General features: G+C 72.2%; 16 protein-coding genes. 7 read left to right on the top strand and 9 right to left on the bottom strand.

Annotated features, from left to right (window positions below; translation table 11 throughout):
* Window positions 1–209: 209 nt before the first annotated feature.
* Window positions 210–632, bottom strand: coding sequence for a DUF350 domain-containing protein (locus tag ACIPPS_RS09015; protein ID WP_401428657.1), 423 nt, complete (start codon window positions 630–632; stop codon window positions 210–212).
* A 218-nt stretch (window positions 633–850) separates the two neighbouring features.
* Here ACIPPS_RS09015 and ACIPPS_RS09010 point away from each other — a divergent pair, with 218 nt between their 5' ends.
* A complete protein-coding gene (locus ACIPPS_RS09010) occupies window positions 851–1,417 on the top strand; it encodes a DoxX family protein (protein ID WP_401428655.1) in 567 nt (188 codons plus the stop codon).
* A gap of 10 nt (window positions 1,418–1,427) precedes the next feature.
* Here the strand turns inward: ACIPPS_RS09010 and ACIPPS_RS09005 are convergent, their stop codons facing one another.
* The 5 genes from ACIPPS_RS09005 to ACIPPS_RS08985 form a co-directional block, all read right to left on the bottom strand.
* A complete protein-coding gene (locus ACIPPS_RS09005) occupies window positions 1,428–2,780 on the bottom strand; it encodes an amidohydrolase (RefSeq protein ID WP_401428653.1) in 1,353 nt (450 codons plus the stop codon).
* 181 nt (window positions 2,781–2,961) lie between these two features.
* Window positions 2,962–4,269, bottom strand: coding sequence for an amidohydrolase family protein (locus ACIPPS_RS09000; protein WP_401428651.1), 1,308 nt, complete (start codon window positions 4,267–4,269; stop codon window positions 2,962–2,964).
* Between the two features lie 173 nt (window positions 4,270–4,442).
* Window positions 4,443–5,159: a GntR family transcriptional regulator gene (locus tag ACIPPS_RS08995; protein ID WP_401428648.1), complete on the bottom strand. Its 717-nt coding sequence runs from the start codon at window positions 5,157–5,159 to the stop codon at window positions 4,443–4,445.
* 74 nt (window positions 5,160–5,233) lie between these two features.
* Window positions 5,234–5,692, bottom strand: a complete 459-nt coding sequence (locus ACIPPS_RS08990) for a hypothetical protein (protein WP_401428646.1) — start codon at window positions 5,690–5,692, stop codon at window positions 5,234–5,236.
* Window positions 5,693–5,801: 109 nt separating this feature from the next.
* Window positions 5,802–6,185, bottom strand: a complete 384-nt coding sequence (locus ACIPPS_RS08985) for a hypothetical protein (RefSeq protein ID WP_401428644.1) — start codon at window positions 6,183–6,185, stop codon at window positions 5,802–5,804.
* Window positions 6,186–6,309: 124 nt separating this feature from the next.
* On the opposite strand from ACIPPS_RS08985, the gene sigJ reads away from it, so the two are divergent.
* Both sigJ and ACIPPS_RS08975 read left to right on the top strand, forming a co-directional pair.
* Entirely contained in the window at window positions 6,310–7,281 is a 972-nt protein-coding gene (gene sigJ, locus ACIPPS_RS08980; RefSeq protein ID WP_401428642.1) for an RNA polymerase sigma factor SigJ, read from the top strand.
* A 209-nt stretch (window positions 7,282–7,490) separates the two neighbouring features.
* A complete protein-coding gene (locus ACIPPS_RS08975; protein ID WP_401428640.1) occupies window positions 7,491–7,859 on the top strand; it encodes a hypothetical protein in 369 nt (122 codons plus the stop codon).
* Between the two features lie 42 nt (window positions 7,860–7,901).
* On the opposite strand, the gene ACIPPS_RS08970 is transcribed toward ACIPPS_RS08975, so the two are convergent.
* On the bottom strand, window positions 7,902–8,171 hold the full coding sequence (locus ACIPPS_RS08970) for a hypothetical protein (RefSeq protein ID WP_401428638.1): 270 nt from the start codon (window positions 8,169–8,171) through the stop codon (window positions 7,902–7,904).
* A gap of 4 nt (window positions 8,172–8,175) precedes the next feature.
* Window positions 8,176–8,748, bottom strand: a complete 573-nt coding sequence (locus ACIPPS_RS08965; protein ID WP_401428636.1) for a DUF5994 family protein — start codon at window positions 8,746–8,748, stop codon at window positions 8,176–8,178.
* Between the two features lie 567 nt (window positions 8,749–9,315).
* Here ACIPPS_RS08965 and ACIPPS_RS08960 point away from each other — a divergent pair.
* From ACIPPS_RS08960 to ACIPPS_RS08945, 4 genes are all read left to right on the top strand, one after another.
* Window positions 9,316–11,703 carry an RICIN domain-containing protein gene (locus ACIPPS_RS08960; protein WP_401428634.1) on the top strand — a complete coding sequence of 796 codons (2,388 nt, stop codon included), beginning with the start codon at window positions 9,316–9,318 and terminating at the stop codon, window positions 11,701–11,703.
* Window positions 11,704–12,195: 492 nt separating this feature from the next.
* Window positions 12,196–12,813, top strand: a complete 618-nt coding sequence (locus ACIPPS_RS08955; protein ID WP_401428632.1) for a hypothetical protein — start codon at window positions 12,196–12,198, stop codon at window positions 12,811–12,813.
* Window positions 12,814–12,993: 180 nt separating this feature from the next.
* Entirely contained in the window at window positions 12,994–13,707 is a 714-nt protein-coding gene (locus tag ACIPPS_RS08950; RefSeq protein WP_401428630.1) for a class F sortase, read from the top strand.
* A gap of 76 nt (window positions 13,708–13,783) precedes the next feature.
* Entirely contained in the window at window positions 13,784–14,527 is a 744-nt protein-coding gene (locus ACIPPS_RS08945; RefSeq protein ID WP_401428627.1) for a hypothetical protein, read from the top strand.
* Here ACIPPS_RS08945 and ACIPPS_RS08940 read toward each other — a convergent pair.
* Window positions 14,475–14,987: an SMI1/KNR4 family protein gene (locus ACIPPS_RS08940; RefSeq protein WP_401428625.1), complete on the bottom strand. Its 513-nt coding sequence runs from the start codon at window positions 14,985–14,987 to the stop codon at window positions 14,475–14,477. The genes ACIPPS_RS08945 and ACIPPS_RS08940 overlap by 53 nt on opposite strands.
* Window position 14,988: the final 1 nt, after the last annotated feature.

Genomic DNA, 14,988 nt, shown 5'->3' with positions numbered 1-14,988 from the left:
GGGGGGGTGTTCTCGGTGGGCTGCGGGGGGTGGGGCCCGGCGTGGGGGGGGGGGGGTGGGGCCGGCGCGGGGCGGGGGGGGGCCGCGCCGCCGGCCCCGCGCCGGGGCGAGCGGACGGCCGGGGCGGCTGGGTGCGCGGGCGGCTGGGGCGGCCGTGCGCGGCGCGGGCGGCTGGGTGCGCGCGGGCCGCCGGGTGCGCGCGGCGCGGCTCAGGCGATGGAGGCGGAGACGATCGCCGAGACCGCGAGGTTGCAGGAGGCCGTCACCCAGACCGCCGGGTGCGGCTGCGGGTCGACGAGAGTGGCGCCCAGCTTGCCCGGCGTGACCAGGTCCACCACCAGGAAGGCCACGGCCATCATGACCAGGCCGAGCAGACCGAAGGCGGCCGTCGACGCGAGGCCCTTGCCGAAGTCGTCGTACGTCGTCCAGATGGAGGTGAAGACGATGCCGCCGATACCGAGCAGCGCGGAGCTCAGCAGGGTCGCGGCGTTGCGGTTGCGCTCCTCCCATATCTGGCGCCCGAGCTTGCCCGGAGTGAGCACGTCCACCAGGACGATGCCGAGTATCAGCAGCACCAGGCCGAGGGCGCCGTAGGCGGAGGCCCGGCCGAGGCCGTTGACGATGTCGCTCATGGGTTGCCGGCTCCGAGAAGTGAGGGATCGTGAGTGATCGCGGTCAAGGACCGGCAAAATGTAGCGCATGCGCTAAAGGAGCCGACCAGGTGGCCGGGGCCCACGAGCCGGTGAACGGCCGCGCGTCTCCTCGTCCGGAGCAACAACACCGGGGCTTCGACGCCCCCGGCGGCGACAGTGGAAGACGTACGCCTTCGGCCACCCGCAGGGAGACCCAGATGAGCACCCTCAACCGCCGCGACCTCGGGCTCCTCGTCCTCCGGGTCGGTACCGGCGTCGTCCTTGCCGCGCACGGCACCCAGAAGCTCTTCGGCTGGTTCGGGGGCGGCGGCGTGGAGGGCACGGCGCAGGCCATGGAGGCGATGGGCTTCCATCCGGCCCGCGAGAGCGCGATCGCCGCGGGTCTCGGGGAGACCGGCGGCGGGGTCCTGCTCGCCCTCGGCCTGGCCACCCCGGCGGCCGGCGCCGCCGCGGCCGGAGCGATGGCGGGAGCCGTCGCCGTCCACGCCCCCGCCGGCTTCTTCGCCCAGAGCGGCGGATACGAGTACCCGGCCTTCCTCGGCTTCACCGCGGCCGCCCTCGGCATCGCGGGCGCGGGCCGCAACTCCCTCGACCACCTCACCGGCCATGTCCTGGACCGCCCCTGGGTCGTGGCCACCGCCTTCCTCGGCAGCGCCGTCGCGGCCGCCGCGGTCGTCGGCCGCCGTGCCCAGCACCGAGCGGAGGTCGCTCGCGACCTGGCGGCGCGGGACACGGAGTGGACCGAGGGAGAACCGCCCGCCTGAGGTCGACGTGTCAGTCGAGGAACTTCCCGTCACGGGCGACGACGACCCCGCCGTGGACGACGACGTCGCGTCGGGGCATGTCCACCACGACCTGGGGCAGGCACTCGCCCTCCACGAGGACGAAGTCGGCCGGGGCGCCGGGCGTGAGGTCGGCGTGGGCAAGGCCCATCACGTCCGCTCCGCCGTGCGCCGCGACGCGGTAGCAGTCCGTCAGCTCCGCGTCGAGCCGTACGTCCGTCACCCACCCGAGCAGGTGCGCGCGGTGCAGCATGTCGGCGTTGCCGAACGGGCTCCAGGAGTCGCGCACCCCGTCGGAGCCGAGCCCGACCCGGACCCCGTGCTCACGCAGCCGCGCGATCGGCAGCACGAGCGAACCGGACGGTGCCACCGTGGTCAGCGCGATGTCCTGCTCGCCCAAGTCGGCCGCGAGTGAGCCGAGTTCCTTGTCCGGCAGGCCGGGCAGACAGAAGACGTGGCTGACGGTCACCTTGCCGGCGAGGGACAGCGCACGGGTCCGGTCGATGATGCCGCGCATGGCCTGGAGCCCCTGCTCACCGCTGTCGTGCAGGTGGATGTCCACGCCGACGCCGTGGCGCTCCGCGATGCCGAAGACGAGGTCCAGCTGCTCGTCGAGGGCGTGGTCGAAACCGATCGGGTCGATGCCACCGATCATGTCGACGGCCCCCGAGCGCGCCGCCTCCTCCAGGAGCCTGGCCGTCCCCGGGGTACGGACGACGCCGTGCTGCGGGAAGGCCACGATCTGGACGTCGAGGGCGTGGCGCAGCCGCTCGCGGGCCTGCGCCACACCCTCGACACCCACGAGTCCGTACGCCGGGGCGACATCGGCGTGCGCGCGCATGGCCCGCGTACCGCGCGTGACGGCGTGGGCCATCAGCCCGTACGCCCGCTCGGCGACGGGGCGACGCTGGCTACGGAACAACTCGACGTCCTGGGCGACGTAGTCGGCGATGCCGCTCGCCGGCCGGCGCGAGACCCAGGAGCCGTCCCAGGTCGTCTTGTCGGGGTGGATGTGGGCGTCCACGAGTGACGGAAGCGCGATCCGGCCGCCACCGTCGACGACCTTCGCGCCGCGCGGCGCCGGACCGGCCGCGACGCGTCCGTCGACGACCACGAGATCCGTGGCCTTCGCGGCGCCGAACACCCGCACGTCACGGAAGACGACGCCCTTTCCCGGACGCTGCGGACGCTCCGGGTGCCCGGGGGCCACCGCCTCGGCGGAGCTCGCCGCTCCGGCCGGGGCCGCGGCGGCACCCATCGTGGCCGTGGCCCCGGCGAGGGCGGCGGCACCCGCCAGCATCGTGCGACGGGAGAGCGCGCTGGGAGAGGGCGAGGAGGGCTGCATGGGGACTCCTGGGAAGGGACGCGGGGAGCGGAACGGGAGAAGAGCGGACGGAACGGAGGTACGGGGGCACGGGATGCCGACGCACGTCATGCCGACGCACGGCATGCCGACGCACGGCATGCCGACGAAGGGCACGCCTCCGGCGGACCGGGAGGGAACCGGAGGCCGGCCCGTCACCGCCTCAGACGGCGATGCCCGCCCGGACCACGCGCACCGGCTGCTTGAGTACGGTGACGTCGGCCAGCGGGTCGCCGTCGACGAGGAGCGCGTCGCCCGCGAAGCCTCGCGCGAGTCGGCCCGCCGTGCGCTCGAGGCCGAGGAGGCGGGCGGCCCCGGTGGTGGCGGTGCGGATCGCGTCGAGCGCCGGAAGTCCGGCGGCGCGCATCAGCTCGACCTCCCGCCCGATCGGCCGCACGGTGCCGCCGGACGAGTCGGTCCCGGCGGCGAGCGGGACACCGAGTTCGTACGCGGCGAGGACGGCCCGCTTCAGGACCGGGAGGTACGTGCGTCCACGCTCGGCGAGGACAGGGTCGGCGGACTCGGCCAGGCCCGCGATGGCGGTGAGGGTGGGGGTGAAGTACGTGCCCCGGCGGCGCATCTCGCGCAGGGTGCGCTCACCGACGAACGCGCCGTGCTCCAGGGAGCGGATGCCGGCCGTGACGGCGTCGTGGCAGCCCTGCTCGCTGTAGCTGTGGCAGAGGACGCCCTTGCCGCGGCGCCGGGCCGCGGCGACGATCTCGGAGAGCTGCTCGTGCGAGTACACCTGCGCGAGCGGGTCCTGCTCCGGGAGCCCGGCGCGCTCGTTGACCCGCGTCTTGATCACGTCCGCGCCACGGGCCAGGTTGACCTCGACGACCCGGCGCAGGGCCTCGGCCGACCGGACGCCGTCCTTGAGCCGGGCGAGCGGGGTGAGGTCGGGGTCGGCGAGTACGGTGTCGCCGAGGTCAGGGGTGACGAAGACGCCGGCGGCCGTCAGCCGGGGCGCGAACGCGGGGCTGTGGCAGGCGAGTTCGCGAACGGCGATGTCCTGGTAGAACGAGGTCGATCCGCTGCGTGCGCTGGTCGCGCCCCGGAGGACGGCGTCGCGGGCCTCGGCGGCGGTGCTGAGGTGGATGTGCGCGTCGATCAGGCCCGGCACGATCCAGCGGCCGTGCGCGTCGAGCACCTCGACGCCACGCGGGAAGGTGACGCTGCCCTGCCGGCCGGCGGCGCGCACGGTTCCGTCCACGATGAGGACCACGGCGTCCTCGACGACCTCACCGGTGGCCGGGTCGAGCAGGGTGCCTCCCTGGATCAGGAGACTCCCACCCCGCTCCGTACGACCGTCGTGTCCGGCCCGCCCGTCGACCTCGACCTCGGAGTCGGCGGCGGCCGCAGGCCCGATGGCGGTGGTGGCGACGGTCATGGTACCGGCGAGCGCGGCCGCACCGGCGAGGACGCCGCGACGGGTCAGCCGGCTGGAGGGCGGCGGCGTGCCTTCGACGCACATGGGGGCTCCCGAGGAAAGGGGACAGCGACACTCCGTTTTGTATACCAACAAGCGAGGGGCGAGCAAGAGTGGCGTTCGAGAGGGAGGCAAAAGGCCAGGCGGAAAACCAAATTCAGCAAGAGGGCCGATCGCGACGCGATCGATTCGGGCTCCCTGGTATACAGAAATCGACCTCAGTGAGGACCGAAGAGAGACCGTAGGGCGACGGCCCTGCTGTCACGCACGTGCAGCAGGGTGCTCGCCGCTGCGGCCTCGGTGTCACCGGCGGCGATGTGCCGGTACATCTCCGCGTGTTGGGCCCGCATGTGCGCGGGTTCCTCGCGCAGGCCGAAGAGCAGGCGCAGCTGCCAGCTCAGCTGTTCCATGGTCCGCGCCAGCAGCGGGTTCCCCGCCATGGCCACGACGCCCTCGTGGAAGGCCGTGTGCGCGGCCACCTCCCGCGTCCCCTCGTCCGCCGCGGCCGCCGACTCGGCCTGGCGCAGCGTCGCCTCCAGTGAGGTGAGGCCGTCGCCGTCGCCCGCCGCCACGGCCCGCGCGGCGAGCCGCGACGCCTGGACGGCGAGCGGCTCCCACACCTCGTACAGATGCTCGACGTCGACGCGTTCGAGGCGCCGTACGCGGACACCACTGTGCGGCAGCAGTTCGAGCAGCCCCTCGGCGACCAGCGCGCGCAGCGCCTCCCGCACGGGGACGCGGGACATGTTCAGCTCCTCGGCGACCTCGCGCTCGACGAGCCGGGCCCCCTGCGCGTACCGCCGGTCGACGATGCGCTGCAGCACGGCCTCGCGAGCCCGCACGCTGAGCGACGCCGAGCCGTCGCCCCCGGAGGCGCCCGTACGACGCGGCCCGCCGCCCGACCCCGCGGAGCCACCCCTGCCGCTCTCTGCCACCGTCGCCGCCCTCTTCCGTCCCCTGAGCCCAGCACATCCGAAGCGAGAATACGTTTTCGCCGCGGTGCCCGCTCTCAGCGGCCGTACGTGCTCCGGCAGAGTTCGAGGATCCCGGCGGGAACGGCGCCGGACCCCGCGGCCTGTCGGCAGAGGGACCGCATCCCGTGGGGTGTCTCGGTGTGCGGGGGCTTCCTCGGCCCGGGTGTGCGTACCGACTCCTTCCGGCGGGTGGGCGGCTTGGCGGCCCCGGGTGGGCGGGGAGGGATACGCGGAGGTTCCCAGCCCCTCGCCCGGGGCCGCGCGGACGAAGGAGCGGGCTTCGGCCCGGGCTTCGGCTCGGTGGCGGCGAGCGTCTCCCGGGGCGCGGCCTCCCGGGGCACGGGCCACGCGGGCAGCGGCGAGGGCGTCCGTACGGCGGCGGGGGCGACCTCCCCGCCCCGAGGCGACGGCCCTGGGGCGGAGGAAGGGGGCACGGCGACGCAGCCGCTGGTGAGCAGGGCGGCGAGCAGGACGAGGGGGGTTCGGCGGTCCATGCGGCTCACGTTGCCCGAAGCGGGCCCTGGAGGCGGTGCGCACGGCCCCGCGGCCACCATGACGAGTGAACGTCGAGCGCCGGCGACGACCGCGTGCCGGCGCCCGGGGCTACGACCGCGTGCGGAACAGCGCCTGACCGAGCGCCAACCCGCTCAGGCCGAACATCAGGACGCCCAGGGGGACATGGAGCGTCGGCATGTGCGCGATGCCGACGACCACCTGCACCGAGGCGAGGATGAGGAAGCCGGAGGCGTACAGGATGGGGCGGGGCGAACCGCCGCCCGGTCGCCAGGCGAGGATCGCCGCGAGCACGTACAGCATCGACGCGCCGTACATCACGCGTGATCCGACGTCGTGCAGCACCCCGCCGTGGGACGAGGAGAGCAACAGCCCGGCGGTGACCGCCTGGAAGAAGAGGGCGGCGGTCTGCAGGACGATCGCGACCTGCACGAACGTGACGCCGCCCCGTATTTCCGTCGTCTGTTTGGCCATGACGTGATCTCCTCTGTCGGTAGTCTCTCGGAACTTTGACGACGTAGACCCTCGGAATGTGAGGTCAGGTGCGTCGTCGGCGGGGCGAGAGCGGAGAAGACGAACCAGGGGAGAGGCCACGACCGTGAACAGCCCGTCCGAGCAGCACCTGAGCGCGGTCGTCGCGGAGCGGCGCCGGCTCATGAACCTCGCCTATCGGCTGCTCGGTTCGGTGGCCGAGGCCGAGGACGCCGTACAGGAGACCTACGCCCGCTGGTACGCGCTGTCGTGGCGGCAGCGCGAGGGCGTGCGGTCGCCCGGGGCGTGGCTGACGAAGGTGGCGGGCCGTGTCTGCCTGGACGTGCTCGGCTCGGCGAGGGTCCGGCGCGAGCGGTACGTCGGCGCGTGGATACCCGAGCCGCTGCCCGACCGTACGGAGTGGGGCGACGGGCGCCCGTGGGGCGACGGGGCCGAACCGGCCGATCCCGCCGACCGGATCACCCTGGACGAGTCGGTGAGCATGGCCTTCCTGGTCGTACTGGAGTCGATGACCCCGGCCGAACGCGTGGCCTTCGTCCTGCACGACGTCTTCCAGTACCCCTTCGCCGAGGTCGCCGACATCGTAGGACGCACCCCCGCGGCCTGTCGCCAACTGGCGTCCTCGGCCCGGCGGCGGATGCGCGCCGCGCAGGATCCGGCTCCGCCGGCGCCGCAGCAGGCCGGTCTGGTACGGCACTTCAAGAAGGCCTGGGAGGCGCGCGACATCGAGGCGCTCGTGGGCCTCCTCGACCCCGACGCCGCGATGATCGCCGACGGCGGCGGCCAGGTGGGCACGGTCCTGCGCCCGGTCGAGGGCCGCGAGCGGATCGCGCAGTACGTGCTCCAGATCGCGGCCAGAGCCCCGGGCCTCAGCCTCCTGGAACGCACGGTCAACGGCCGCCCCGGCCTGGTGGCGCAACAGGCCGGCACCACGGTCACCGTGGCCGCGTTCGACATCACGGACGGCCGCATCACCCGCATCTGGGCGGTCCGCAACCCGGAGAAGCTCCGAGGCTGGAACAACGACGCCAGGCCCGTCGGGACCGCCGGCGAACTCGGCGAACCCGGCGGACACTGAGCCGGCAACGGCAACGGCAACGGCAACGGCGACTGCGACTGGGACGGCGACTGCGACGGCGACGGAGGCCTCGACGTGGAGGCGACGGTGGTCGGCCCTCCTCCGCCCGGCGCCGAGGACCGCCGGCGCGGCAACGTGGAGTGCGCCAGGCGCGCCGCGCGACGGCCGGGGTCCCGCGGCGAAGGGCGGCGGGCGGTGAGCATGGGGGTATGGCCACTGAGCATCCAGCCGACCGGGGCGGTACGGGACGAGACCGGTTCGCCGCGTTCTCCGAGCGGGCGTCCAACGTCACCAGCTCACCGCCGTTCTACGTCCTGTGCCTGATCCTCGTCGTCGGCATGGTCGTCGTGCATCTGGTGCATGTGCCGGTGCCCTGGTTGATCTTCGCGGGGGACGTGCTGACCGCCGTCAACCTTCTCCTGCTCACCCTGCTGAAGAACACCGAACGCCGCGACGACCACGCCGCCCAGCGCAAGCTGGACGCGATCGCGGCCGCCCTGCTGGAACAGCGCGAGGGCAGGAGCAGTGAGGCGGCCGACGAGCTGCGGCGTGTCATCCGCATGGAGGACGAGCAGTGACGTCACAGCTGTGGGGACGTCACTGCTGCGGGCACCGCCGTCTCAGACCTCGTCCACGTGGGTGCCCGCGCCCGTGAGCGGCCTGCTGGTGGTCAGCCACGATCGTGAGGGTTCGGCAGCGGATTCGACGTCGACGGTGAGATGGAGCCGGGTGCTCCCGTCGGGTCCCGGGTAGCTGCGCTGTTCCGTTCCGGCGAAGGAACGGCGGATCACTTCGGCAACCGCGCGGGCGGCCTCGGGGGAGGCGGCCACGATGCGGATCTCGGTGTGACCTGCAGGCGGAAAGGACTCGTTCGCGATCGGGGTCTCCACTTCGTCATCTCCGCATGTTCCCCGGCACGGGGATCATCCGTGCGCCGACCACCGGATGCCGTAGGCGCGGCGGGGCGGATCCGCCGTCGGTCTCCCAGACGTCCTCGCTGGTTCGGGTCTCCTCGCTGGTTCGGGTCTCCCGCATGCGGCGGCCGGTCGCGGCTTCGTCGGACATCAGGCCGTCGGCGGTGAGGACGCTGCCGGGGGTGGCGGCAGCGGCCATGAGCCGGGCGGCCGCGGCGGGTTCGGTCTCGGGAGGGATCACCAGCAGGTCGCAGCGGCCGACGACGTACGAGAGCAGGATCACCTTGTCGGGATCCTGTTCCGTGAACCATCCGACGTGCACGGTGTGCCTGGTGACGGGAACCTTGTGGGGGACGACGGGCCAGCGCGTGGGGTTCACCGTGACGCGTGTGATGCGACCCCAGCGCCCTTCCAGCGCGGCGACCAGGGGCGGAAGCTCGGCTACGAGGTCACGTGACTCGGGCCACCAGGCGCCGTCCAACTGGCCGGCGAGGGTGGTCCGCGGTGTCAGCGACAGGCGCGCCGAACGGGTGGGAGCGGTGAGGGTGGTCATGTCGCGGACCCGTCCCCGGGCCGCCCGTGGGCGGCCCAGTGTCTTGATCGCCGGAAACGACGTCCGCGTGGGAGCGGGTGCTCGAGTTACTCCCGGTACCTTCAGCGTACTCCGCGGGGTGGTCGGACGACCGGGTTCCGGCGAGGCGATTTCCGCCTGGCATGGCCGTACTCCAGCTGCTGGACGACGCCCTCTCACGACGGCGTCCGCGTCCGGTGGCCCGTCCGGTGCCGTCGGTGGCCGTCACGACGATCACGGGCGGTGCCCCGCAGGGCGAAGCCGTGTCGGCCGCCGTCCGAACGAAACGTCAAACACCGCCAGGAACAACGGACTTGGGACGCCCCGAGGCGTGCCCCAGGGCGTCTCCAGGGACTTTGCACGCTCTCGGGACAAAGCATGGACGGGTCCAGGAGAAGTCCCTACTGTGTCCCACGCGATGTCGTGAACCGTCTGTGATCCCCCCACGCACGCACGCCCGTATCCGGGACGACGGCGCGCCCCGGCAGCAATGGATCTTCCCATCACCCGCACGAGCACCTCGTCGCCGAGGTGCCGTCAGGAGGTCACGTGAATCCACGGCTGTTACCCCGGCTCGGCAGACGCCTGACCGGGACCCTCATCGCCTCCCTGCTGATCGGCGGCCTGTCGTCCGCGCCGGCGCAGGCCGCCCCCGACGTCCCCCCGCAGGAGCCCGGAGTCACCCTCCGCGTCTTCGACATACAGACCCCGCTCAACCAGCTGTGCACGCTGAAGCCCGGGCAGACGCCGAACATCGACAAACTGATGCCGGTCGTCGACTGGTCCTCCACCGCGGACTTCGGGCTCGACTCCACGTTCGTCACGCACGTCATCGGCAACGTGAAAGCCACAGCCGCGGGCACCTACGGCTTCCGACTCACCAGCGACGACGGTTCCCGGCTGCGGATCGACGACCAACTCGTCATCGAGCACGACGGGTTGCACGGGGCCGAGCCGAAGGACGGCACGGTGGAACTCTCCGCCGGTCTCCACTCGCTGCGGATCGAGCACTTCGAACGTGACGGCGGCCAGCAGCTCACGCTGGCCTGGAAGCCGCCGGGCGCGTCCGGCTTCAGCCTCGTCCCGAACTCCGCGCTGAGCACGGACGCGGGCGTCGTACGGGTGACAGCACCGGGCGACAAGCAGTGCGAGGGCGGGGCGGACTCGCCCGGCGACGGCCTGCCGCTCACCGGAGTCCACCCGGACTACACCCTCACCGACCTGCGCCCCGCCGGCTTCGAACCGCAGGTCTCGGCGATGGACTGGCTCCCGGACGGCCGCCTGGCCGTGGCCACCTGGGGCGGCAGCCAGAACACCGCCGGCGAGGTCTACCTCCTCGACAACGTCACCGGTGACACCGGCCCGGGCGAGGTGACGGCGAAGAAGATCGCCCAAGGCCTCAAGGAGCCGATGGGCATCAAACACGTCGACGGCAAGCTGTACGTCTCCCAGAAGCACGAGCTGACCGAGCTGAACGACACCGACGGGAACGAGGTCGTCGACCAGTACCGCACGGTGGCGACCTGGCCCTTCGGCGGCAACTTCCACGAGTTCGCCTTCGGCCTGCTCCACCAGGACGGGTACTTCTACCTCAACCTGTCGGTGGCCATCAACTACGGCGGCGCGACGACCGACCCGCAGCCGGCGGCGAACCGCGGCACCACCATCAAGGTGAACAAGGCGACCGGAGAGGTCTCCTACATCGCCGGCGGCCTGCGCACCCCCAACGGCATCGGCTGGGGCCCCGAGGGCGATCTCTTCGTCACGGACAACCAGGGCGGCTGGCTGCCCTCGTCCAAGCTCGTCCACATCAAGCAGAACAGGTTCTTCAACCACTACACCAATCCGGACGGGCCCTTCGACGGGCAGACGGTGACCAAACCGGTGCTGTGGCTGCCGCAGAACGAGATAGGCAACTCGCCCAGTACACCGCTGCAGTTGAAGGACGGCCCCTTCGCGGGTCAGATGCTCTTCGGCGACGTGACCTACGGCGGGATCCAACGCGGCTACCTGGAGAAGGTGGGCGGCGAGTACCAGGGCGCCGTCTTCCGCCTCACCCAGGGCCTGGAGGCGGGCGTGACCCGGATCAGTGTGGGCCCCGACGGCGCGCTGTACGCCGGCGGGCTCGGTGCGGGCGGGAACTGGGGGCAGGAGGGCAAACTCTCCTACGGGCTGCAGAAGCTGACGCCCAACGGCGGCAACGCCTTCGACATCCGTGCCATGCGCGCCGTACCCGGTGGCTTCGAGCTGGAGTACACCCAGCCGCTGTCGGCGGACACGGCGAACGGCCTCGCCGCCAAGTACAAGATCAAGCAGTGGCGCTACGTACCGACCGCGGCCTACGGCGGTCCCAAGACCGACGAGGAGACGCTCACCCCCCAGTCGGCCACGCTGTCCGGCGACGGCAGGACCGTCACCCTGAACCTTCCCGGCCTCAAGGCGGACCGGGTGGTGCACGTGCGCTCGCCCCGGCCGTTCAGCTCGCAGGGCGGCGAGCCGCTGTGGAGCACGGAGGCCTGGTACACGCTGAACCGGCTGCCCGGCGGATCGCCCGACCGGACGGGAGAGGTCAAGGGGGTCGCCGGCAAGTGCCTCGACGTCGACAACTCCCAGACCACGGACGGAACCCAGATCCAGCTGTGGACCTGCAACGGCACCGCCGCCCAGCGGTGGACGCTGCCCGGGGACGGCACCCTGCGCGCGCTCGGCAAGTGCCTCGACGTCTCCGGGGGAGGCAGCGCGGACGGCACCAGGATCCAGCTGTGGACGTGCAACGGCTCGGGCGCCCAGACGTGGGATCCGCAGGGCGCCGGCACCCTGCGCAACCCCCGGTCCGGCAAGTGCATGGACGTGGAGGGCGGCGCCGGCAGCGACGGCACCAGGGTGCACCTGTGGACCTGCCACACGGGCCAGAGCCAGCAGTGGAACCTGCCCTGACCAGCTGATCTCGTCTGACCCAGACGCATGAGAGGTGGTCTCCGGCCTGCCGTACCAGGGGCCGGAGACCATTGGTCTGCCCCAGACGCATGAGAGTGGTCTCCGGCCTGCCGCCCTGGGGCCGGTGACCGCCTCCCTCACCGAGGTGCGCGTCCGTTCCGCGGACAGGCCTGCTGTACGGAGGCGTCCGCGCCGCGCCCATCACCCCTGGGGGTGAACCCTGTCCGTGCCTTGACTGCCGGCGGCGCGAGGGAACGGTCCGGACGGAGCCTCGCAGCGGACCCGCGGTGCCTGCGACAGTCGGCGCGGGCGCAGCCTTCCCGCACCCGCGGCGGGCGGGGAGCGACGCTCGTTGCCGCGCTCCGCCCCCTGAGTCCGTATGCCCCAACCCGAGTGGCGACCGATGATCTGTCAGCTGACGGTGAGCCATGTCGCTGCGTGAAACAAGCCGACACACGGTCAGCTGGCGCAGCAGACGAAGGGAAGTCTTCGATGCGCTCTGCCCGCATTCTTTTCGCCGCGACCGCCGCCGCCGGCACCCTGGCGCTCGCCGCGCCCGGTGCCTACGCGACCACCGCAGGAGACTGGGACAAGGACGGTTCGTCCCAGAGCCAGGAACGCCACCACGACAAGCCGAAGGGCGGCGTCCACACCGGCGCCGGCGCCCTGGCCCTCGTCGAGGCCGACGACTGGTCGAAGGACGAGCACGACAAGAAGGACTACAGCGACAAGGAGCACGGCAAGCCGAAGGGCGGCGTGCACACGGGCGGTGGCGCTCTCACCGCCGCGGGCGGCGACGAGTGGTCCAAGGACCACGACAAGGACGGCGCGAAGCACGAGAAGGACCACGACAAGCCGAAGGGCGGCATGCACACCGGCTCCGGCGCCCTGTCCCTCGTCAACGCCGACGACTGGTCCAAGGACGAGCAGAAGAAGGACTGGCAGAAGGAAGAGAGCAGCAAGCACGAGAAGCCGAAGGGCGGCATGCACACGGGCGGAGGCGGCCTCGCGAGCAGCACCACGAACGTGACCGGCGCCGTGCTGGTCGCGGGCGGTCTCGCCGCGGTCGTCCTCTACCGCCGCAAGAAGGCCGCCGGCGTGGCCTCGTAACACCCGCCGTGTTCGCGGGGGCCGTCTCCAAGGAGGCGGCCCCCGCACCCGGCCCTCCCTCTTCGGCCGGCCCTCCCCGGACGTGCCCTCCGTCTTCGAAAGGTGCCCCTGGTGACGACCCGACCAGACCCCGCTGACGTGGGACGTTCTGGGCGTTTCCCGCGGTGGGTGGCCCCCGCTGTGTTCTGGACGCTCTTGCTGGCCGTGCTCCTGCTCGTCCTCGGACCGGGAATGGGCGCCACCCCGGACGCGAAAGCCCCGGACAAGCCCGCGGCCTCCGCCCCGGACAAGCCCGCAGCCTCCGCGCCGGACAAGCCCGCGGCTCCCGCACCGGGCAGGGCTCCGGCGGCCGTGCGGGACCCTGCGTCGTCGCCCGCACCGGACGGATCGCGCCGGGCGTCGCCGAGCGCCGTACCGTCCGACGGTCTCACCATGCCGAGGTCCGCCCCTGTCCGCCTGCGGATTCCCAAGATCGCGGTGAACGCGCCGTTCACCGGCCTGGACATCGGCCCCTCAGGGGCTCTGGACCCGCCCCCGGCGGACGACACGAACCTGGTCGGCTGGCACGCCTCCGGCGTCTCTCCCGGTGAGCAGGGGACAGCGCTCATCGCCGGCCACCTCGACACCGTCAAGGCCCCCGCCGTCTTCGCCCGGCTCAGGGAACTCGACCCGGGGGACAGCTTCACGGTAGAGCGCTCCGACGGCACCACCGCGACCTTCCTCGTCGACTCCGTGGAGGAGTTCCGCAAGGACGACTTCCCCGACAAGCGGGTGTACGACGACACCCCGGACGCCCTGGTGCGACTCATCACGTGCGCGGGCGCCTATGACCGTGCGGCCAGGGACTACACACAGAACCTCGTCGTCTTCGCGCACCTGGAACCTGCCGACTGACAGCCCGGCCGTAGCGTGCCTCTCCTTGCCCAGCCTGCGAGGACAGCCGCACACACGCCCATCTCACCTGGGCCGAGTGTCCTGGACCTTCGCCACCGCCGACGAGCACCGCGCCGGCGTGACGAACCACCACTCGTGCGGCCAGGTGGTGCCCGCCCGGCGTGACGCGTACATCATCGACGACCCGCACGGCCGGGCGCGCGAACTCGTGGAGTTCGCCCGCGCATGGACCTGGGACAGCCTCGCCCCCGCGCCCGAGGTCTGGGCCGCCCAGACGCTCTACGGCTACGCGGAGGGGGTGATGAAGCTGCGCAAGACCATGGCACAGAAGGACTGGGCCAACGCCCGCGTGCAGGCGCCCATCCTCGCCGTGCACCGGCCGGCCCCCGTGATCGCGGCCGGCACCCGTACCTTCTTCCCCTCCGAGAACCACCTCTGGCATCTGCTCGCCGACCGCCTCGGCGACGAGTGGCGCAGCAACCAGGAGGGGCCCTGGCCACGCGGGGCGAGGCGCCGGAGGAGAGCTGCGCGGCCGCGATCGGACTCTTCCGCGCCGCCACGTCCCTGCACGCCGAGCACATGTCGTCGGAACAGCGCGACATCGTCCGCTACGCCCTCGCCGCCGGCGAACGGCGCCCCACACAGGACGGGGACGCATCGGCGGCCGGACGGCGTCATGCCGGTCCGCACAGCCCGGAGCGACAAAGGCGGCGCGCCGGTCTCCAAGAGACACGGCGCGCCGCACATTTCACTCTTCACCTTGCGGTTCAGCGTGGCGAAGCCGCCTCGAAGTAGGGCGGGCCGTACTTGGCCACACTGAACCGGAAGTCGTCGTCCGTCAGCGTCCTGAAGATGAACTCCGAGGCCGACATGGTGAACTCCGACCAGTCACCCTCGGAATCCTGGACCACGATCGGCCAGTCCTCCGCAGGCTCGCTGCTCGCCAGCCAGTAGATCTGGCACTCCGCGTAGGTGTCTGCCCAGGGCAGCAGCCCTCGGGAGCCGGGCCGGTAGATCCCGAAGCGCTCAAGGTCTGCCGCCGCGAAGGGGTTGACCTCCACGATCCGCTGCAGCGAACGCCACTGCCCCAGGAGCCCCAGGTGTGCGCCACCCGAGGATGAGGCGATCTCGAGGTACCCGCTGAAAACGCCGCGCCCGAAGGTTTCACACAGCTCCTTGAAGTCCCCTGGGAGGGAGCACTGAAGTTCTTCTTCGATCTCCCTCCAGGAGATCTCCAGGGACAGAGGGGTCCAATGGAGCTGGCCGACGATTCTGTCCACC

The organism is Streptomyces sp. NPDC090127 (genome assembly GCF_044746945.1).
In the GTDB taxonomy this organism is placed as follows: domain Bacteria; phylum Actinomycetota; class Actinomycetes; order Streptomycetales; family Streptomycetaceae; genus Streptomyces.
The sequence above is the reverse complement of the archived record's forward strand: the minus strand, read 5'-3'. Positions and strand labels throughout refer to the sequence as shown.